Origin of the sequence: Streptomyces tricolor, assembly GCF_002155905.1 — a bacterium.
GTDB classification, from domain to species: domain Bacteria; phylum Actinomycetota; class Actinomycetes; order Streptomycetales; family Streptomycetaceae; genus Streptomyces; species Streptomyces tricolor.
The window spans coordinates 1-18637 of record NZ_MUMF01000158.1 but is presented as its reverse complement, the minus strand read 5'-3'; the positions used below and the strand labels follow the sequence as shown (position 1 = coordinate 18637).

General features: G+C 73.2%; 15 protein-coding genes and 1 riboswitch. Of the genes, 11 read left to right on the top strand and 4 right to left on the bottom strand.

Going from position 1 to position 18637, the window contains the following annotated elements; all coding sequences use genetic code 11:
• Window positions 1–100: 100 nt before the first annotated feature.
• Window positions 101–2557 carry a DNA gyrase/topoisomerase IV subunit A gene (locus CCN44_RS12550; RefSeq protein WP_059253028.1) on the bottom strand — a complete coding sequence of 819 codons (2457 nt, stop codon included), beginning with the start codon at window positions 2555–2557 and terminating at the stop codon, window positions 101–103.
• 418 nt (window positions 2558–2975) lie between these two features.
• Between CCN44_RS12550 and CCN44_RS12545 the strand changes: the two genes are divergently transcribed.
• From CCN44_RS12545 to CCN44_RS12530, 4 genes are all read left to right on the top strand, one after another.
• A complete protein-coding gene (locus CCN44_RS12545; RefSeq protein WP_059253029.1) occupies window positions 2976–4379 on the top strand; it encodes a M16 family metallopeptidase in 1404 nt (467 codons plus the stop codon).
• Complete coding sequence (locus CCN44_RS12540; protein ID WP_059253030.1) at window positions 4376–5764, top strand: M16 family metallopeptidase; 1389 nt, start codon at window positions 4376–4378, stop codon at window positions 5762–5764. Before CCN44_RS12545 ends, CCN44_RS12540 begins: the two co-directional genes overlap by 4 nt.
• Window positions 5765–6064: 300 nt before the next feature.
• Window positions 6065–6225: riboswitch (cyclic di-AMP (ydaO/yuaA leader) on the top strand.
• 12 nt (window positions 6226–6237) lie between these two features.
• Window positions 6238–6993 (top strand): M23 family metallopeptidase, encoded by a 756-nt coding sequence (locus CCN44_RS12535; protein WP_059253031.1) that lies wholly within the window; start codon window positions 6238–6240, stop codon window positions 6991–6993.
• Between the two features lie 198 nt (window positions 6994–7191).
• Complete coding sequence (locus CCN44_RS12530) at window positions 7192–7878, top strand: GntR family transcriptional regulator (protein ID WP_059253032.1); 687 nt, start codon at window positions 7192–7194, stop codon at window positions 7876–7878.
• Between the two features lie 272 nt (window positions 7879–8150).
• Here the strand turns inward: CCN44_RS12530 and CCN44_RS12525 are convergent, their stop codons facing one another.
• Window positions 8151–8432: an HPr family phosphocarrier protein gene (locus tag CCN44_RS12525; RefSeq protein ID WP_014675499.1), complete on the bottom strand. Its 282-nt coding sequence runs from the start codon at window positions 8430–8432 to the stop codon at window positions 8151–8153.
• A 179-nt stretch (window positions 8433–8611) separates the two neighbouring features.
• On the opposite strand from CCN44_RS12525, the gene CCN44_RS12515 reads away from it, so the two are divergent.
• The 5 genes from CCN44_RS12515 to CCN44_RS12495 are packed head-to-tail and all read left to right on the top strand — an operon-like array spanning window position 8612 to window position 14424.
• Entirely contained in the window at window positions 8612–11509 is a 2898-nt protein-coding gene (locus CCN44_RS12515; protein ID WP_189397028.1) for a bifunctional acetate--CoA ligase family protein/GNAT family N-acetyltransferase, read from the top strand.
• A gap of 20 nt (window positions 11510–11529) precedes the next feature.
• Window positions 11530–11943 (top strand): hypothetical protein, encoded by a 414-nt coding sequence (locus tag CCN44_RS12510; protein ID WP_059253034.1) that lies wholly within the window; start codon window positions 11530–11532, stop codon window positions 11941–11943.
• A gap of 10 nt (window positions 11944–11953) precedes the next feature.
• Window positions 11954–12541: a DUF5998 family protein gene (locus CCN44_RS12505; RefSeq protein WP_223283776.1), complete on the top strand. Its 588-nt coding sequence runs from the start codon at window positions 11954–11956 to the stop codon at window positions 12539–12541.
• Window positions 12541–13731 (top strand): alkaline phosphatase family protein, encoded by a 1191-nt coding sequence (locus tag CCN44_RS12500; RefSeq protein ID WP_059253035.1) that lies wholly within the window; start codon window positions 12541–12543, stop codon window positions 13729–13731. Before CCN44_RS12505 ends, CCN44_RS12500 begins: the two co-directional genes overlap by 1 nt.
• A gap of 42 nt (window positions 13732–13773) precedes the next feature.
• Window positions 13774–14424, top strand: a complete 651-nt coding sequence (locus tag CCN44_RS12495; protein ID WP_059253036.1) for a thymidine kinase — start codon at window positions 13774–13776, stop codon at window positions 14422–14424.
• A 13-nt stretch (window positions 14425–14437) separates the two neighbouring features.
• Here the strand turns inward: CCN44_RS12495 and CCN44_RS12490 are convergent, their stop codons facing one another.
• Window positions 14438–15229, bottom strand: a complete 792-nt coding sequence (locus tag CCN44_RS12490; RefSeq protein ID WP_086697687.1) for a VOC family protein — start codon at window positions 15227–15229, stop codon at window positions 14438–14440.
• 320 nt (window positions 15230–15549) lie between these two features.
• Here CCN44_RS12490 and CCN44_RS12480 point away from each other — a divergent pair, with 320 nt between their 5' ends.
• The gene (locus CCN44_RS12480) at window positions 15550–16401 is read left to right on the top strand and encodes a sulfurtransferase (RefSeq protein ID WP_086697688.1); all 852 of its coding nucleotides are present in this window, start codon (window positions 15550–15552) and stop codon (window positions 16399–16401) included.
• A gap of 85 nt (window positions 16402–16486) precedes the next feature.
• Here CCN44_RS12480 and sepH read toward each other — a convergent pair whose 3' ends face one another.
• On the bottom strand, window positions 16487–17527 hold the full coding sequence (gene sepH, locus CCN44_RS12475) for a septation protein SepH (RefSeq protein ID WP_059253039.1): 1041 nt from the start codon (window positions 17525–17527) through the stop codon (window positions 16487–16489).
• Between the two features lie 480 nt (window positions 17528–18007).
• On the opposite strand from sepH, the gene CCN44_RS12470 reads away from it, so the two are divergent.
• On the top strand, window positions 18008–18637 hold a 630-nt coding region (locus tag CCN44_RS12470), incomplete at its 3' end, for a hypothetical protein (RefSeq protein WP_244203910.1).

The following is an 18637-nucleotide window of genomic DNA, read 5'->3' as shown; positions in this document are numbered from 1 at the left end:
CGCCTAGAGCGCCGGCCGACCGGCTACGGCGAGGGCCGACCGGCCAGCCCCGGGCGACCGCCCGCAGCCCCGGCCGATCGGCCACCGCACCGGCCGTCGCCTAGAGCACCGGCCCCGCCACCACGGCCACCGTCTTCGGCAGCGACGTGCCCGAGCCGTCCCGGCGCGGGTCCATCTCCGGCAGCTGCGCCGGAGTGCCGTTCTTCTGCGCCGCGCGCGCGGGCGCCGGGCCCGCCCAGGCCAGTGCCAGGCAGTCCTCGCCCTTCAGGAACCGCTGGCAGCGCACGCCGCCGGTGGCCCGGCCCTTGCGCGGGTACTGGTCGAACGGGGTCAGCTTGGCCGTGGTCTGCACCGAGTCGTCCAGCGTGCCGCGCGAACCCGCCACCGTGAAGACCACCGCGTCGGCGGCCGGGTCGACCGCCGTGAACGAGATCACCTTCGCGCCGTCGGCGAGCTTGATGCCCGCCATGCCGCCCGCCGGGCGGCCCTGCGGGCGGACGACGGAGGCCTGGAAGCGCAGCAGCTGCGCGTCGTCCGTGATGAACACCAGGTCCTCCTCGCCGGTGCGCAGCTCCACCGCGCCGACGATCCGGTCGCCCTCCTTGAGCGTGATGACCTCCAGCTCGTCCTTGTTGGACGGATAGTCGGGCACCACCCGCTTGACGACACCCTGCTCGGTGCCGAGCGCGAGGCCCGGGGACGACTCGTCCAGCGTGGTCAGGCAGACCACCGTCTCGTCGTCCTCCAGGGAGACGAACTCCGCCAGCGGGGCCCCTCCGGAGAGGTTCGGCGAGGTCACCGTCTCCGGCAGCTGCGGCAGGTCGACCACGTTGATCCGCAGCAGCCGGCCCGCCGACGTCACCGCGCCGATCACCCCGCGCGCGGTGGCCGGCACCGCCGAGACGATCACGTCGTGCTTGACCCGCTTGGCGGCCGTCTCCGGGAAGGGCTCGGCGGTCGCCGTACGGGCCAGCAGCCCCGTCGAGGACAGCAGCACCCGGCACGGGTCGTCGGCCACCTGCAGCGGCACGGTGGCCGCCGGGGCGCCCGCGGACTCCAGCAGGACCGTGCGCCGGTCGGTGCCGAACTTCTTCGCGACCGCGGCCAGTTCGGCCGAGACCAGCTTGCGCAGCTCCGCGTCCGACTCCAGGATCCGAGTCAGCTCCTCGATCTCCGTGGTGAGCTTGTCCTTCTCCGCCTCCAGCTCGATCCGGTCGTACTTGGTGAGCCGGCGCAGCGGCGTGTCGAGGATGTACTGCGTCTGCACCTCGCTCAGCGAGAAGCGCTCCATCAGGCGCTCCTTGGCCTGCGCGGAGTTCTCGCTGGAGCGGATGATCCGGATGACCTCGTCGATGTCGACCAGCGCGGTCAGCAGGCCCTCGACCAGGTGCAGCCGGTCGCGCTTCTTGCCGCGGCGGAACTCGCTGCGGCGCCGGACCACGTCGAAGCGGTGGTCGAGGTAGACCTCCAGCAGCTCCTTCAGGCCCAGGGTGAGCGGCTGGCCGTCGACCAGGGCGACGTTGTTGATGCCGAAGGACTCCTCCATCGGGGTCAGCTTGTAGAGCTGCTCCAGGATCGCCTCCGGCACGAAGCCGTTCTTGATCTCGATGACCAGGCGCAGGCCGTGCTCGCGGTCGGTGAGGTCCTTGACGTCGGCGATGCCCTGGATCTTCTTCGCGTTGACCAGGTCCTTGATCTTCGCGATGACCTTCTCGGGACCGACCGTGAACGGCAGTTCGGTGACCACCAGACCCTTGCGGCGGGCGGTGACGGTCTCGATCGAGACGGTCGCGCGCATCTTGAAGGTGCCGCGACCCGTCGCGTACGCGTCCCGGATGCCGTCCAGGCCGACGATCCGGCCGCCGGTGGGCAGGTCCGGGCCGGGGACGTGCTTCATCAGCGCGTCCAGATCGGCGTTCGGGTGCCGGATCAGGTGGCGGGCGGCGTTGATCACCTCGCGCAGGTTGTGCGGCGGCATGTTCGTCGCCATGCCGACCGCGATCCCCGAGGAGCCGTTGACCAGCAGGTTCGGGAAGGCGGCGGGCAGCGCCACCGGCTCCTGCTCCTGGCCGTCGTAGTTCGGGACGAAGTCGACCGTGTCCTCGTCGATCGACTCGGTCATCAGGCTCGTCGCCTCGGCCTGGCGGCACTCGGTGTACCGCATGGCGGCCGGCGGGTCGTCGTTGCCCAGCGAACCGAAGTTGCCGTGGCCGTCGACCAGCGGCACGCGCATGGAGAACGGCTGCGCCATGCGCACCAGGGCGTCGTAGATCGACGCGTCGCCGTGCGGGTGCAGCTTGCCCATGACCTCGCCGACGACCCGCGCGCACTTCACGTAGCCGCGGTCGGGGCGCAGGCCCATCTCGTTCATCTGGTACACGATCCGGCGGTGCACCGGCTTGAGGCCGTCACGGGCGTCCGGCAGGGCGCGCGAGTAGATGACCGAGTAGGCGTACTCGAGGTAGGAGCCACGCATCTCGTCCACGACGTCGATGTCGAGGATCCTCTCCTCGAACGAGTCGTCGGGCGGCGGGGTCTTCGTGCTGCGGCGGGCCATCGCTGCCGGCTCCTTCTGATCTGGTCGCTCGCCTACGGGGCGCTCATCGTCGGTGCTGGGAGGGCGATCGTGCTCAACCCTTCGGGCCTCCGCGCGCTCGCCCTCCCAGCATCGACGCGCCCCTTCGGCTCGCTCGTGCTGCTGAAGCGATTGACTGATCTGACGCGGACCATTGTGGACCGCGGCACTGACAGCCCGGGCCACGACCCGGTCTCCGCCGACCTGCCCGGTGCCGGAGAACCGTCCGCCCGCTGCCGGAAACCCGCCCCACGGCACGCGAGACGCAGGCTACGCGATCCGCTGTGGGCGTACGTCCCGCGGGAACTTCGCCGAGCCCCCGCACGCTTTGCATACAGTGGCAGGACCGGCAGGAAAACCGCGGTTTCCATCAACCGCCTCCGCTCGCGAAGGGACGTACATGCCCATGGGTCACACGACCACAGCCGAGGCAGGCTCCGGGGGCCTGACAGCGACCGAGCATCGCCTGGCCAACGGTCTGCGCGTGGTGCTCTCCGAGGACCACCTGACCCCGGTGGCGGCGGTCTGCCTCTGGTACGACGTCGGCTCCCGCCACGAAGTCAAGGGGCGTACGGGCCTGGCCCACCTTTTCGAGCACCTGATGTTCCAGGGCTCCGCGCAGGTGAAGGGCAACGGCCACTTCGAGCTGGTGCAGGGCGCCGGCGGCTCGCTGAACGGCACCACCAGCTTCGAGCGCACCAACTACTTCGAGACCATGCCCGCCCACCAGCTGGAGCTGGCGCTCTGGCTGGAGGCCGACCGCATGGGCTCGCTGCTGGCCGCCCTGGACGACGAGTCCATGGAGAACCAGCGGGACGTCGTCAAGAACGAGCGCCGTCAGCGCTACGACAACGTGCCCTACGGCACCGCCTTCGAGAAGCTGACCGCCCTCTCCTACCCGGAGGGCCACCCCTACCACCACACGCCGATCGGCTCCATGGCGGACCTGGACGCGGCCACCCTGGAGGACGCCCGCCAGTTCTTCCGCACCTACTACGCGCCGAACAACGCGGTGCTCTCCGTGGTCGGCGACATCGACCCCCAGCAGACCCTCGCCTGGATCGAGAAGTACTTCGGCTCCATCCCGTCCCACGACGGCAAGCCCGCGCCCCGCGACGGCTCCCTGCCGGACATCATCGGCGAGCAGCTGCGCGAGGTCGTCGTGGAGGAGGTGCCGGCGCGCGCCCTGATGGCCGCCTACCGGCTCCCGCACGACGGCACGCGCGCGTGCGACGCGGCCGACCTCGCGCTGACCATCCTCGGCGGCGGCGAGTCCTCCCGGCTGTACAACCGGCTGGTGCGCCGCGACCGGACGGCCGTCGCGGCCGGCTTCGGCCTGCTGCGCCTGGCCGGCGCGCCCTCCATGGGCTGGCTGGACGTGAAGACCTCCGGTGACGTCGAGGTGCCGGTCATCGAGGCCGCCATCGACGAGGAGCTGGCCCGGTTCGCCGCGGAGGGCCCCACGGCCGAGGAGATGGAGCGGGCCCAGGCCCAGCTGGAGCGCGAGTGGCTGGACCGGCTCGGCACGGTCGCCGGCCGCGCCGACGAACTGTGCCGGTACGCCGTCCTCTTCGGCGACCCGCAGCTCGCCCTGACCGCCGTCAAGCGCGTCCTGGAGGTGACCCCGGAGGAGGTCCAGGAGGTCGCCAAGGCCCGCCTGCGGCCCGACAACCGCGCGGTCCTCGTCTACGAGCCGAAGTCGCCGGAGGCCGCCCCCGACGCCGAGGTCCCCGAGGACCCGGAGCAGGAAGCGACCGTAGAGGCGGGCCGCGACGAGACCGAGAACGAGGAGACGGCCAAGTGACCCAGCTCGCCACCATGGACTTCCACCCCCAGCCGAGGCCCGGCGAGGCCAGGCCCTGGGCGTTCCCGGCCCCCGAGCGCACCGCGCTCGACAACGGCCTGACGGTGCTGCGCTGCCACCGCCCCGGCCAGCAGGTCGTCGCGGTCGAGGTGCTGCTGGACGCGCCGCTGGACGCGGAGCCGGCCGGTCTGGACGGCGTCGCCACCATCATGGCGCGGGCCTTCTCGGAGGGCACCGACAAGCACTCCGCCGAGGAGTTCGCCGCCGAGCTGGAACGCGCGGGCGCCACCCTGGACGCGCACGCCGACCACCCCGGCGTCCGGCTCAGCCTGGAGGTCCCGGCCTCCCGCCTGGCCAAGGGCCTCGGCCTGCTCGCCGACGCCCTGCGCGCGCCGGCCTTCGCCGCCGGCGAGGTCGAGCGGCTGGTCCGCAACCGCCTGGACGAGATCCCGCACGAGCTGGCCAACCCCTCCCGCCGGGCCGCCAAGGAACTCTCCAAGGAGCTGTTCCCGGAGACCTCGCGCATGTCCCGGCCGCGCCAGGGCACGGAGGAGACGGTCGAGAAGATCGACGCGGCGGCCGTGCGCGCCTTCTACGACCGCCATGTGCGGCCCGCGACGGCCACCGTGGTCGTCGTCGGCGACCTGACGGGCACCGATCTGGACGCGCTGCTCGGCGACACGCTGGGCGCCTGGACCGGCACGCCGGGCGAGCCCCGGCCGGTGCCGCCGGTGACCGCGGACGACACCGGCCGTGTGGTCATCGTGGACCGGCCCGGTGCCGTCCAGACCCAGCTGCTCATCGGCCGGATCGGCCCCGACCGGCACGACCGGGTGTGGCCCGCCCAGGTGCTCGGCACGTACTGCCTCGGCGGCACCCTCACCTCCCGCCTGGACCGCGTCCTGCGCGAGGAGAAGGGCTACACCTACGGCGTGCGCTCCTTCGGGCAGGTCCTGCGGTCCGCGCCGGACGGCACGGGCGCGGCGATGCTCGCCATCAGCGGCTCGGTGGACACGCCGAACACCGGCCCGGCGCTGGACGACCTGTGGAAGGTGCTGCGGACCGTGGCGGCGGAGGGCCTGACCGACGCCGAGCGGGACGTCGCCGTGCAGAACCTCGTCGGCGTGGCGCCGCTGAAGTACGAGACCGCGGCGGCCGTCGCGAGCACGCTGGCCGACCAGGTCGAGCAGCACCTGCCCGACGACTTCCAGGCGACGCTGTACCAGCAGCTGGCCGCCACGGGCACGGTGGAGGCCACCGCGGCCGTCGTGAACGCCTTCCCGGTGGACCGCCTGGTGACCGTCCTCGTCGGCGACGCCGCCCAGATCAAGGCACCGGTCGAGGCGCTCGGCATCGGCCCGGTGACCGTGGTGGCGGCCGAGTAGGCGGCGCGACCGTGCCGGCGGCGCGTTGGGCGACGTGACCGTCGTGGCCGCCGCACGGACGGCGTGACCGTGCCGGCGGCCGCGTGGACGGCACACGCGCGCGTGGGGCCCTGGCGACCTACGGGTCGTCAGGGCCCCTGCCGTTCCGCACGGTCCACCAGATGCCCGATTTGGGGCGGAGGTTGCCTGTCTGCCCTGTGGGATGCGCTACAAAAGCCGGGATCCGTTTGAGGATTGAAAGCGGGCCGCCGTAGCGTCGTCCGGGCTGTTCGTCAGGCAGTGCGCCGCACCCGCGGCACCGGACAGTCATCGCCGAGTCCCCGTACGGCGCGAGCCAGGGGAGCCGGGGACCCACCGTCCCTGGGGTGAATCGGGCGCCCGCGCGGCTGCGAGGGGGCCCGTAGGAGACCTTCCTGCTCCGAACCCGTCAGCTAACCCGGTAGGCGAGAGGGAAGGAAAGGACCAGTCACTTCATGGCGTTCATGTGCGCCACCGGGAAGCACCGCAAGCCCGGCCGGGTCAAGCGGACCACGGCTCAGGCGGCCGGCGTCGCGGCCCTCACCACCACCGGCGTGATCGGCACCCTCGCCGCCTCCCCGGCGACCGCCGCCGAGAACACCACGGAGCGGACCGGCCTCGTCCCCGTCCTCGCCATGACCGAGGACGTCCCCGAGCAGATCGACGCGCAGGCCGCCGCCCAGCAGCAGGCCGCCGAGGAGAAGGCGGCCGAGGAGGCCGCGGCGAAGGCCGCCGCCGAGCGGGCCAAGGAGGTGCGCGCGGCCAAGGCCCGTGCCGCCCGCGAGGCCGAGCGCAAGCGGCTGAACACCTTCGTCGCCCCGATCGCGCACTCGTACGTCTCCACGGCCTACCAGGCCGGCAGCTCGCTGTGGTCCTCCGGCTCGCACACCGGCGTCGACTTCCACGCGGCCAGCGGCACGTCCGTCCACGCGGTGGGCTCCGGCACGGTCGTCTCCGCGGGCTGGGGCGGCGCGTACGGCAACCAGGTCGTGATCCGGATGGCCGACGGCATGTACACCCAGTACGGCCACCTGTCGTCCATCGGCGTCACGGTGGGCCAGAAGGTCGTCCCCGGCCAGCAGATCGGCCTCTCCGGCGCCACCGGCAACGTCACCGGCCCGCACCTGCACTTCGAGGCGCGCACGACCCCCGAGTACGGCTCGGACGTCGACCCGGTCGCCTACCTCCGCAGCCACGGCGTGCACATCTGACGCCCGGCGCACGGCCGTTCGAGGCCCCGGCTCATCGAGCCGGGGCTTTCGCCGTTTTTCGCAGGGTCCGCCGGATCCGCTGACCAAAAAATATCCATGGATTACGACCCGCCGTCGGAAATTCCGGCTCATTGGAATAGAGTCACGGAACACGCGTCCATCGTCGACGTTTCACGGGGATTAAGGCGGAGGTCGGTCATGCGTATTCCGGCGCACTCGGTATGCACGGCGATCCGGGACGACATCGTCGCCGGTGTCTACGAGCGCGGTGGCCGCCTCACCGAGGAAGTCCTGGCCCGCCGGTACGGCGTCTCGCGCGTCCCCGTGCGCGAGGCGCTGCGCACCCTGGAGGCCGAGGGCTTCGTGGTGACGCGCCGGCACGCGGGCGCGTGCGTGGCCGAGCCGACCGAGCAGGAGGCCGCCGATCTGCTGGAGATGCGGATGCTGCTGGAGCCGCTCGGCGCCGCCCGGGCCGCCCAGCGGCGCACCGAGGCCCATCTGAAGGTGCTGCGCGGCCTGGTCCGGCTGGGCCAGGAGCGGGCCAGGCGGGGCGGCAGCGAGGACCTGCGCGCGCTGGGCGGCTGGTTCCACGAGACGCTCGCCCAGGCATCCGGCAGCCCCTCACTGACCTCCATGCTCACTCAGCTGCGGCACAAGATCGCCTGGATGTACACGGTGGAGGCGCCGGTCAGCCCGGCGGAGTCCTGGACCGAGCACGGCGCGATCGTGGACGCGGTGGCGCGCGGGGACGCCGAGCGCGCGCGGGCGCTCACGACCCTGCACGCCGAGCGTGCGACGAGCGCGCACCGGCTGCGCTTTTCCGCTGCCGCGGACCGTGTGAGGACTTCGCAACATGCCGTAAACATCTCGGGCCCGCGGCATTAACACGGACACCGTATACAAAGAAGAGTTATTCAGGGGTGGGGTGTTTTCTGCTGCCCGAATTCATCCTGCGGAATTCCCGCGGGTTTACCGGGTGCCGGCGGCCGGTAAATCGACCGCGCCGGGCGGAACGTGCGCGCCGGATGGAACCTGCGCGCCGGATGGAACGTGCGCGCCGGACGGCAGGTGCGCGCCGGACGGCAGGTGCGCGCATACGGCGAAGCCGCGCCGCCCCGAAAGGCGAACGCGGCTCCGGCGCTCTGTGCGGTGGTCGCTCAGACGGTCTCGGGCAGCTCTTCCAGGCCCTCGGAGACCAGCTTGGCCAGACGGTCGAGGGCGGCGTCCGCACCCTCGGCGTCGGAGGCGAGGACGATCTCCTCGCCACCCTGGGCACCCAGGCCCAGGACGGCCAGCATGGAGGCCGCGTTGACGGGGTTGCCCCCGGCCTTGGCGATCGTCACCGGGACGCCTGCGGCCGTGGCGGCTCGGACGAAGATGGAGGCGGGGCGGGCGTGGAGGCCCTCGGCCCAGCCGACGTTGACGCGGCGCTCAGCCATGTGTTGCTGCCCTTCAGTGTTCAGGGTTGTCTAGACCAGTTTCCCACATCGTGAAGCGTGCCCGGAGGGGACCTTCGTCCCGCTCCGGTGTGGCGTCGGACCGCGGCCTCGGTCCGGCGTTCTCGTCCTCCACAGACTGCCTCGCGCCGTTGTCGGACGCGAGCCGTACTCTGGGGCCCATGCAGACCTCGGCGGACCGGCAGGACCGGCACCAGTACCCCGCCCACTGGGAGGCGGACGTGGTGCTGCGCGACGGTGGCACCGCGCGCATCCGGCCCATCACCGTTGATGACGCCGACCGCCTGGTCAGTTTCTACGAGCAGGTCTCGGACGAGTCGAAGTACTACCGCTTCTTCGCGCCGTACCCGCGACTCTCCGCCAAGGACGTCCACCGCTTCACGCACCACGACTTTGTGGACCGGGTGGGACTCGCGGCCACCATCGGCGGCGAGTTCATCGCCACCGTACGCTATGACCGCATCGGCGCGGACGGACTGCCCGCCTCCGCGCCCGCCGACGAGGCCGAGGTCGCCTTCCTGGTGCAGGACGCCCACCAGGGCCGCGGGGTCGCCTCCGCCCTGCTGGAGCACATCGCGGCCGTCGCGCGGGAGCGGGGCATCCGCCGCTTCGCCGCCGAGGTGCTGCCCGCCAACAGCAAGATGATCAAGGTGTTCACGGACGCCGGCTACACCCAGCAGCGCAGCTTCGAGGACGGCGTCGTCCGCCTGGAGTTCGACCTCGAACCCACCGACCGCTCGCTCGCCGTGCAACGCGCGCGGGAGCAGCGCGCCGAGGCCCGCTCGGTACGGCGGCTCCTCGCGCCCGGCTCCGTCGCGGTCGTCGGCGTCGGCCGGACCCCCGGCGGAGTGGGCCGCAGCCTCCTGGGCAACATCCGCGACGCCGGCTACCCGGGCCGGCTGTACGCCGTGAACAAGGTCTTCCCGGACGACCTCAAGGAGGTCGACGGGGTGCCCGCGCACCGCTCGGTGCGGGACATCGACGGCCCCGTGGACCTCGCCGTCGTCGCCGTACCCGCCGAACACGTGCCCGCCGTGGTCGCCGAGTGCGGCGAACACGGCGTCCAGGGACTGGTCGTGCTCTCCGCCGGATACGCCGAGAGCGGCCCCGAGGGGCGCGAACGGCAGCGGGCCCTCGTCCGGGCCGCGCGCGCGTACGGCATGCGGATCATCGGCCCGAACGCCTTCGGGATCATCAACACCGCCCCGGACGTCCGGCTGAACGCCTCGCTCGCCCCGGAGCTGCCCCGCCCCGGCCGCATCGGACTGTTCGCCCAGTCCGGCGCCATCGGCATCGCCCTGCTGTCCCGGCTGCACCGGCGCGGCGGAGGCGTCACCGGGGTCACCGGCGTCTCCACCTTCGTGTCCGCCGGCAACCGCGCCGACGTCTCGGGCAACGACGTCCTGCAGTACTGGTACGACGACCCCGAGACCGACGTCGTCCTCATGTACCTGGAGTCCATCGGCAACCCCCGCAAGTTCACCCGCCTCGCCCGGCGGACGGCGGCGGCGAAGCCGCTCGTGGTCGTGCAGGGGACCGGGACGGCACCGCAGGGGCACACGGTACGGGCCACGCGGCTGCCGTACGCGACCGTCTCGGCGCTGCTCCGGCAGGCCGGCGTGATCCGGGTCGACACGATCACCGAGCTGGTCGACGCGGGGCTGCTGCTCGCGCGGCAGCCGCTGCCCGCCGGCCCGCGCGTGGCCATCCTCGGCAACTCCGAGTCGCTGGGCGTGCTGACGTACGACCGGTGTCTCGCCGAGGGCCTGCGGCCGGCCCGGCCGGTGGACCTGACGACCGGCGCGACGGCGGAGGACTTCCACCGGGCGCTCGCCGCCGCCCTGGCCGACGGCACGAACGACGCCGTGGTCGTCACGGCGATCCCCGCGATCGGGGAGGGCTCGCCGGGGGACGCGGAGCTGGCGGAGGCGCTGCGGTCGGCCGCCGCCGCGGTGCCGGGCAAGCCCGTGCTCGTGGTGCACGTCGAGCTGGGCGGGCTCGCGGCGGCGCTGTCGGCCGCGGCGAGCACGGCACCGGGCGCCGGCGACAGGGCGCCCGGCGGCACGGAATCGGCGGCCTCGGCCACAGAGGCGGCCCCAGCCACAGAGGCGGCCCCGGCCACAGCACCCCCGGCCGCGGCGGCGACCCAGGCGGCAGCGGCGCCCCCCGCGCCCCGGACCGCCCCTCCCGAAGGCACCCACCTCATCCCCGCCTACCCCGCCGCCGAACGCGCCGTCCGCGCCCTCGCCGAAGCCGTGAAGTACGCCGAGTGGCGGCGCGAGGCGGCCGACCCGGGGAAGGTGCCGGAGTTCGACGACATCGACGAGAAGGGGGCCGCCCGGCTGATCGGCGAGCTGCTCGCGCGCGGGGAAGGGCTCACCATCTCCGCCGCCGAGACCTGCGAGCTGCTCGGCAAGTACGGCATCCCGGTGCGCCGCGCCCTGCCCGCGCCCACCCCGGCCGCCGCCGTGGAGGCCGCCCGCGCGCTCGGCTATCCGGTGGCCCTCAAGGCCACCGCCCCGCACCTCAGGCACCGCGCCGACCTGGGCGGTGTCCGCCTGGACCTCGCGGACGAGGACCAACTGCTGCGGGCGTACACCGAGTTGACCGAGCTGTTCGGACGGCCGGAGGAGCTGCGTCCGGTGGTGCAGGGCATGGCACCGCGCGGGGTCGACACGGTCGTACGCGCCGTGATCGATCCGGCGGCCGGAGCCGTGCTGTCCTTCGGCCTGGCCGGCGCCGCCTCACAGCTGCTCGGCGACATGGCCCACCGGCTCGTCCCCGTCACCGACCGGGAAGCCACCTCGCTCGTGCGCTCGATCCGGACGGCGCCCCTGCTGTTCGGCTGGCGCGGCTCCACACCGGTGGACACCCCGGCCCTGGAGGAGCTGCTGCTGCGGGTGTCCCGGCTGGTCGACGACCACCCGGAGGTGGTCGCGGTCACCCTGGAGCCGGTCGTCGTCGCACCCCACGGGGCCAGCGTGCTCGGCGCCACCGTCCGGCTCGCGCCCCCGCCCGCCCGCGACGACCTCGGCCCGCGGACACTGCCGGCCTACTGAGCGACGCCAGGGGGGACCACATGGAGATCGCCGGACGGAAGCTGCCCGAGGGCAGTTGGTGGGACTGGGAGATCATCGCCTGCGACGCGGGGCGGCTGCGCCTGGCCGCCGGGTACGACCTCGGCCACCACCACGGCCTGGAAGTGATCTTCACCGACCCGCTCTTCGTCTCCTGCCCGCCGAGCTTCCAGGACCCCGTCTTCCGTCCGCCGACGCCCGAGGAGACGGCACGTCTCGCGCGCGGCCTCGGGGCGGCCGCGCCTCTCGTCGTCGCCTTCGAAGCGGACGCCGGGGGCCGGGAGGCCGTCTCCTGTCTGATCGCCGCCGAGGGCTTGGACATCCTGCCGGGGCTCGTACCGAGGCCCCCGCGCGCGGGCGCACAGGCGGCCCCCGGTCCGCGCGACTGGCCCGGACCGCCCTTGCCCACGGATTAGGATGGACGCCATGGCCAAGACCAGTACGACGACCCAGGGGCTGCGCGCGGCGATCGAGCGCAGCGGCTACTACCCGGCCCTCGTGGCCGAGGCGGTGGAGGCCGCTGTGGGCGGCGAGCCCGTCCGGTCGTACCTGGTCCACCAGGAGACGACGTTCGACCAGAACGAGGTGCGCCGGCACGTCACCGTGCTGGTCCTCACCGGCAACCGCTTCATCGTCAGCCACACCGACGAGCAGGCCGCCGACAGCACGTCCCCGACGCCGTACGCCACCACCTCCACCGAGTCCGTGAAGCTCGACCGGATCTCGTCGGTCGTGGTGAGCCGCGTGGTCGCCAACCCGGAGCAGTACACGCCGGGCACGCTGCCCCGCGAGGTCGTGCTGACCATCGGCTGGGGCGCCGTCAACCGCATCGACCTGGAGCCCGCCGCCTGCGGCGACCCCAACTGCGACGCCGACCACGGCTACACGGGCAGCTCCACGGCGGACGACCTCAGCCTGCGCGTCAGCGAGGCCGGGGACGGCCCGGAGACGGTGCGCCAGGCGCTCGCCTTCGCGCAGGCCATCTCGGAGGCGACCGCGGACCTCACACGCTGATGTCCCAGCTCTCCGCCTGGGACCACCCGGAACCCCTCGCCCTGGACACCGCGCCGCTGCCCCAGTACGGCAGCGGCTCCCTCGCCGACCTGCTGCCCACCCTGGCCGCCGGCATGGGCGTTCCCGGCCTGACCGCCACGATCGAGGAACTGACCCCGGCCGACCGGGTCTGCGTCTTCCTGATCGACGGCCTCGGCTGGGAGCAGCTCAGGGCCCACCCGGACGAGGCCCCCTTCCTGACCTCCCTGCTCGGCAGCTCGCGCGGCGGCACCGGCCGCCCGCTCACCGCCGGCTACCCGGCGACCACCGCGACCTCCCTCGCCTCCGTCGGTACCGGCCTGCCGCCCGGCGCCCACGGCCTGCCCGGGTACACCGTGCGCAACCCGGACACCGGCGAGCTGATGAATCAGCTCCGCTGGCAGCCGTACACGGAACCGCGCCCCTGGCAGCCGTACCCCACCGTCTTCCAGCTGGCCCACGAGGCCGGGGTGCACGCCGCCCAGGTCTCCTCGCCCGCCTTCGAGCACACCCCGCTCACCAAGGTGGCGCTCAGCGGCGGCAGCTTCCACGGCCGGCTCACCGGCGAGGAGCGCATGGACCTCGCCGCCGCGCAACTGGCCGCCGGGGACCGCGCGCTGGTGTACACGTACTACGCCGAGCTGGACGGCTCCGGACACCGCTACGGCATCGCCTCCGACACCTGGCGCGGCCAGCTCATGTACGTGGACCGGCTCGTCCAGCGCCTCGCGGAGCAGCTGCCGCCGCGCAGCGCCCTGTACGTCACCGCCGACCACGGCATGGTCGACGTGCCGTTCGACGAGCGGCACCGCATCGACTTCGACGAGGACTGGGAGCTGCGCGCCGGGGTCGCCCTGCTGGGCGGCGAGGGCCGGGCCCGGCACGTGTACGCGGTGCCGGGCGCCGAGAACGACGTCCTGACCGTGTGGCGCGAGGTGCTCGGGGAGCAGTTCTGGGTGGCCTCGCGGGACGAGGCGATCGCGGCCGGCTGGTTCGGGCCGCACGTGGACGAGCGCGTGTACCCGCGGATCGGCGACGTGGTCGCCGCCGCGCACGACGACGTGCTGATCATCGCCTCCGAACGGGAACCGAAGGAGTCCGCGCTGGTCGGCAACCACGGCTCGATGACCCCTGCCGAGCAGCTGGTCCCGCTGCTCGAAGTACGCTCCTGACACACCCCCCGCCCTCCCTTGCCGAAAGGTGCTCAACTCCTCATGCCCGAGCTGGTGTTCTTCTCCGGAACCATGGACTGCGGGAAGTCGACGCTGGCTCTGCAGATCGAGCACAACCGCTCCGCGCGCGGCCTGGCCGGAATGATCTTCACCCGGGACGACCGGGCGGGCGAGGGCAAGCTGTCCTCCCGGCTGGGCCTGGTCACCGACGCGGTGGAGGTCGAGGACGGCCAGGACCTGTACGTGTATCTCGTGGATCACCTCTCGCAGGGCGGCCGGGCCGATTATGTGATCGCGGACGAGGCGCAGTTCCTCGCGCCCGAGCAGATCGACCAGCTCGCGCGCGTGGTGGACGATCTCGGCCTGGACGTGTTCGCCTTCGGTATCACCACCGACTTCCGTTCCAAGCTGTTCCCCGGCTCGCAGCGGCTGGTGGAGCTGGCCGACCGGATCGAGGTGCTCCAGGTGGAGGCGCTGTGCTGGTGCGGGGCCCGCGCCACGCACAACGCCCGCACGATAGACGGCGAGATGGTGGTCGAGGGCGCCCAGGTGGTCGTCGGCGACGTCAACCAGTCCGCGGGCGAGGTCGGCTACGAGGTGCTGTGCCGGCGCCACCACCGGCGCCGGATGACGGCGGCGTCGGCCCGCGCGGCGGCCCTGTCCCCGGACGTGCTGCCCGTCCCCTCCTCCTGACTGCCGGGCACGTTCAGCGCGGACCCTGGACCACCGTGAACTCGGCGCCCTCCGGGTCCGCCACCGTCGCCACCCGCCCGTGCGCGCTGTCCTGGGCCGGCCGGAGGATCCGGCCGCCCAGGCCGGTGACCTGCCGCAGCGTTTCGCCGAGGTCGGCGACCTCGAAGTACGTCTGCCAGTGCGGCCCCCGGTCCCGGGGCAGCGCCTGGCCCATGCCGTGCAGCCCGGCCACCGGCCGGCCGTCGAGGCGCAGGGTCAGATAGTCGAAGTCGGCGGAGACCACCGGCTCCTCCTCGTAACCGAACACGCTCTTGTAGAACTTGGCGACGCTCTCCGTCTCGAAGGTGAGCAGCTCGTTCCAGACGGGCGTGCCGGGTACGCCGGTGAGCGCCGTACCGAGATGCGCGGCACGCTGCCAGATCCCGAACACGGCCCCGGAGGGGTCCGAGGCGATGGCCATCCGCCCGGCCTCGGCGGCGTCCAGCGGGCCGACCGCCACCGTGCCGCCGCACAGCCGTACCGAGTCGGCGGTCCGGTCCACGTCGTCCGAGGCGAGGTACGGCGTCCAGGCGACCGGCAGCCGGCGGTCCGGCGGCAGCTGGCCCATACCCGCCACCTCCCGCCCGTCCAGCAGCGCCCGCACATACGGGCCGAGCTGCTGCGGGCCCGGCCGGAACTCCCAGCCGAACAGCTCACCGTAGAACTCCTCGGTGGCGTCGAGCCCGTGCACCATCAGGCTCACCCAGCAGGGTGTGCCGGGCACGCGCCGCGCGTGCGGACCGGCCGACTCCCGTGCCTCGGTCATCGATCACTCTCTCCCCGGCCCCTCACGGTGGCCGTGTCGCTTCCGTTCCCCGGAAGGGGTGTCCACGCCGCCGGCGCGTCACGCCCGTGCCGGTGCCCGCATCCTCCGCGGTGCCGCGGGGCCGTGTCGCGCCGCTCGGCTGTCCTCCGGGAGGATGCCCGATCTGCCGTCTTTCGCCGCTTCCTGACGATGGCCGGCGGGGGGTCCGTCGGCTGTACAGCACGTGCTCGATCCCGTACGCCTCGTGATCGAGCCTGTCCGGCCGAGCAGAGTAGCCGGACCTGGACGCCGCGGCCACCCCTGGCGTATGGATGGACGCCATGACAGCCATCATCACCGCATCCGAACTCGCACAGCAGCTGGCCGGGGGCGCCCCGCCGGTGCTGCTGGACGTGCGCTGGCAGTTGAGCGTGGCGAAGGCGGCGGGCGCGCCGGCCTTCGACGGCCGGGCCGCGTACGCGGCCGGGCACATCCCCGGCGCGGTCTTCGTCGACCTGGACCGGGAGCTGGCCGCGGCGCCCGGCGCGCACGGCCGGCATCCGCTGCCCGACCTCGCGGAGTTCGGTGCCGCGATGCGCCGCGCGGGCGTGTCGGCCGGGCGCCCGGTCGTCGTGTACGACGGCGGGCAGGGCTGGGCCGCCGCGCGCGCGTGGTGGCTGCTCAGCTGGACGGGTCACCCGGACGTGCGGGTCCTCGACGGCGGGTTGCCGTCCTGGCGGGGCGCGCTGTCCACCGAGGAGGCGGTCCCGGCCGAGGGCGACTTCGCCCCGGTGCCGGGGGCCGCGGGGTTGCTGGACGCCGACGGGGCCGCGGCCCTGGCCCGCACGGGTGTGCTGCTGGACGCGCGCGCGGGGGAGCGGTACCGCGGTGAGGTGGAGCCGATCGACCGGGTCGGCGGGCACATCCCGGGCGCGGTGTCGGCGCCGACGACGGAGAACGTGGGCCCCGACGGCCGGTTCCTGCCCGCGGCGGAGCTGAGGGACCGTTTCAAGGCCCTCGGGGTGTCCGAGGACACCGAGGTGGGCGTGTACTGCGGCTCGGGCGTCTCGGGCGCCCACGAGGTCCTCGCGCTGGCGGTGGCGGGCATTCCGGCGGCCCTGTACGTCGGTTCCTGGTCCGAGTGGTCCTCGGATCCGTCCCGGCCGGTGGCGACGGGGGCGGATCCGCAGTAGCGGGGCAGCCGGAAGAGGGGGCGCGCACGCGTGCCCCCTCTTTCCGTGCCGGTACGGACAACCGCCTCCGTGCCGGCGCGCAGGCCTACTCCTGCTTCTTGCGACGGGTGCCGAACACGATCTCGTCCCAGCTCGGGACGGCCGCGCGGCGGCCGGGGCGGACGCCGTCGGCCTCGGCCTGGCGGTCGGTGGCGCCGATCAGCCGGTCGCGGTGGCTGCCGACGGAGCGCGGCATGAGGACGTCCGCGTAGGCCGAGCCGGCGGACGCGGCGGGCGCCGGCGGCTCCTCGGCGGCGGGTTCGTCGTCGGGCTCCTCCGCGGGCTCCGCCGGGCGTTCCGGGACCACCAGGTCGCCCCGGAAGCTCGGCACCGCCTCCAGCAGGCTGGTCAGCGAGTCCCGCTCGCCCGTGCTCTCCTCGGCCGGTTCCGTGGACGGCGCGGGCAGGCCGGGCCGTTCGCGGTCGCTCCGGTCGAGGGCGCGGTCCATCGAACGCTCGCGTGGCAGCCGGGCGATCCGCGGCACGAAGGGGAAGCTCGGCTCCGGCACGGCGAGGTCGTCGGACTCGCCGATCAGCGAGCGGGCCTCGTCGTCGACGGCCTGGACGAGCCGCCGGGGCGGGTCGTACGTCCAGCTCGCCGAGTGCGGTTCGCCCGCGACCCGGTAGACGAGCATGACCTCCCAGGTGCCGTCGTCGCGGCGCCAGGAGTCCCACTGCACGGTGTCCTTCTCGGCGCCGCGCAGCAGCAGCCGCTCCTGCACGGCCTCGCCGAGCAGCGGTCCGGAGTTCTCACCGGGGCGGCGGACCGGGGTCTTGCGGGCCCGCTCGGCCATGAAGGCGCGCTCGGCCAGCACCGGCCCCTCGAAGCGCCGTACCCGGTCGACGGGGATGCCGGCGAGCTGGGCGACCTCTTCCGCGGTGGCACCGGCTCGTATCCGGGCCTGGATGTCGCGCGGGCGCAGATGGCTCTCGACCTCGATCTCGATCTGGCCGAGGCGGGGCCGGTCGCCGCGCACGGCCGCGCGCAGCCGTTCGTCGATCGGAAGCGTGTACTCCGTAGAGTCGGCAGCCTTCAGCACCAGCCGTGTGCCGTCATTCGAGACGGCCACGACACGCAGTTCGGGCATGGGGACCTCCCGGGTGGTGCCTGCCGACGTCACGTGCGTCGCTGCTTCCGCTAGTCGAGTGTGGCCTGCCCGGGTGCAGCCTGCCACAACCTTGCCGAGTTGCCCGGCGTGTCGGGCACGGGCCCGGGACCGCCGTTATGGCACGGTTACCTGTTCGCAACGCTAAGTGACCAACTCCGTCACCCTGTGCAACTAGCCCCCTCCCGGCGGTCCTGGCTGGCCGCGGGCACCCTGGTGGGAGACCGGACCCAGGGCTCGCAACAGTACTCCATTTGGACCACGTGCGTGGATTGGCGCGCCGCCCAACTTCTGGCAAGGGATGCGACTTGGCCGTTCGCAACCGGTTTTACCGATCATGAACGTGGTGAACTTCACGCAATCGCCAGAAACGGAACTAATGGTTTCGTCCGTACGTCCCCCTCTCGTGCAGTCGGTCGGCCAATGTCGATCAAGTACGGGAAAGGCAGGCAAGTTCCGGGTATGCGTGAGACACCCGATACGGGGCGGAAGCGGATCGATCTGAGCGTTCCCCAGGTCGCGGGCAGCGCCCTGGCGGCGGTCGTGGCGGCCAAACTCGCTTCGTACTTCGGGGTGTACGGCACGATCCTCGGCGCCGGTGTCGTCAGTGTCGTCGCCACCTGCGGCGGCTCGGTCTTCCAGCACTTCTTCAAGCGGACCGGGGAGCAGCTCCGGGAGAAGACCGTGGTGGCGGCCCGGCCGAGGGAGCGGGCACCGGTGGCGCCGGGCGAGTTCACCGAGGGCACCGTCTACCGCGCGCGGGTGAAGAGCTGGCGCCGCCCGCTGGTCGCCGCCGCCCTGGTCTTCGGCGTCACGATGGCCGGCATCACGGCGTACGAGCTGGTGTCCGGCAGCAGCTTCAGCGGCGGCAGGGGCACCACGGTCAGCGACGCGGTCACCGGACGCGGCTCGTCCGGCGCCAAGTCCGATGACACGCCCGCCCCTTCCGGCACACCGTCCCCGGAGCACACACCGTCCGCCGACGGCGGTACGACCCGGGACACGGCCCCGACGCCCGGCCACTCGCCGAACGGGGAACCGGGCGGGGAGCCGGGAGGGACCCCGGGCGACGAGCCGAGCGGCGCCCCCGCC

Coding starts and splice junctions, on each gene's coding strand:
- CCN44_RS12550 (WP_059253028.1), bottom strand. CDS start 2,557: ATGGCCCGCCGCAGCACGAAGACCCCGCCGCCCGACGACTCGTTCGAG.
- CCN44_RS12545 (WP_059253029.1), top strand. CDS start 2,976: ATGCCCATGGGTCACACGACCACAGCCGAGGCAGGCTCCGGGGGCCTG.
- CCN44_RS12535 (WP_059253031.1), top strand. CDS start 6,238: ATGGCGTTCATGTGCGCCACCGGGAAGCACCGCAAGCCCGGCCGGGTC.
- CCN44_RS12530 (WP_059253032.1), top strand. CDS start 7,192: ATGCGTATTCCGGCGCACTCGGTATGCACGGCGATCCGGGACGACATC.
- CCN44_RS12525 (WP_014675499.1), bottom strand. CDS start 8,432: ATGGCTGAGCGCCGCGTCAACGTCGGCTGGGCCGAGGGCCTCCACGCC.
- CCN44_RS12515 (WP_189397028.1), top strand. CDS start 8,612: ATGCAGACCTCGGCGGACCGGCAGGACCGGCACCAGTACCCCGCCCAC.
- CCN44_RS12510 (WP_059253034.1), top strand. CDS start 11,530: ATGGAGATCGCCGGACGGAAGCTGCCCGAGGGCAGTTGGTGGGACTGG.
- CCN44_RS12505 (WP_223283776.1), top strand. CDS start 11,954: ATGGCCAAGACCAGTACGACGACCCAGGGGCTGCGCGCGGCGATCGAG.
- CCN44_RS12500 (WP_059253035.1), top strand. CDS start 12,541: ATGTCCCAGCTCTCCGCCTGGGACCACCCGGAACCCCTCGCCCTGGAC.
- CCN44_RS12495 (WP_059253036.1), top strand. CDS start 13,774: ATGCCCGAGCTGGTGTTCTTCTCCGGAACCATGGACTGCGGGAAGTCG.
- CCN44_RS12490 (WP_086697687.1), bottom strand. CDS start 15,229: ATGACCGAGGCACGGGAGTCGGCCGGTCCGCACGCGCGGCGCGTGCCC.
- CCN44_RS12480 (WP_086697688.1), top strand. CDS start 15,550: ATGACAGCCATCATCACCGCATCCGAACTCGCACAGCAGCTGGCCGGG.
- sepH (WP_059253039.1), bottom strand. CDS start 17,527: ATGCCCGAACTGCGTGTCGTGGCCGTCTCGAATGACGGCACACGGCTG.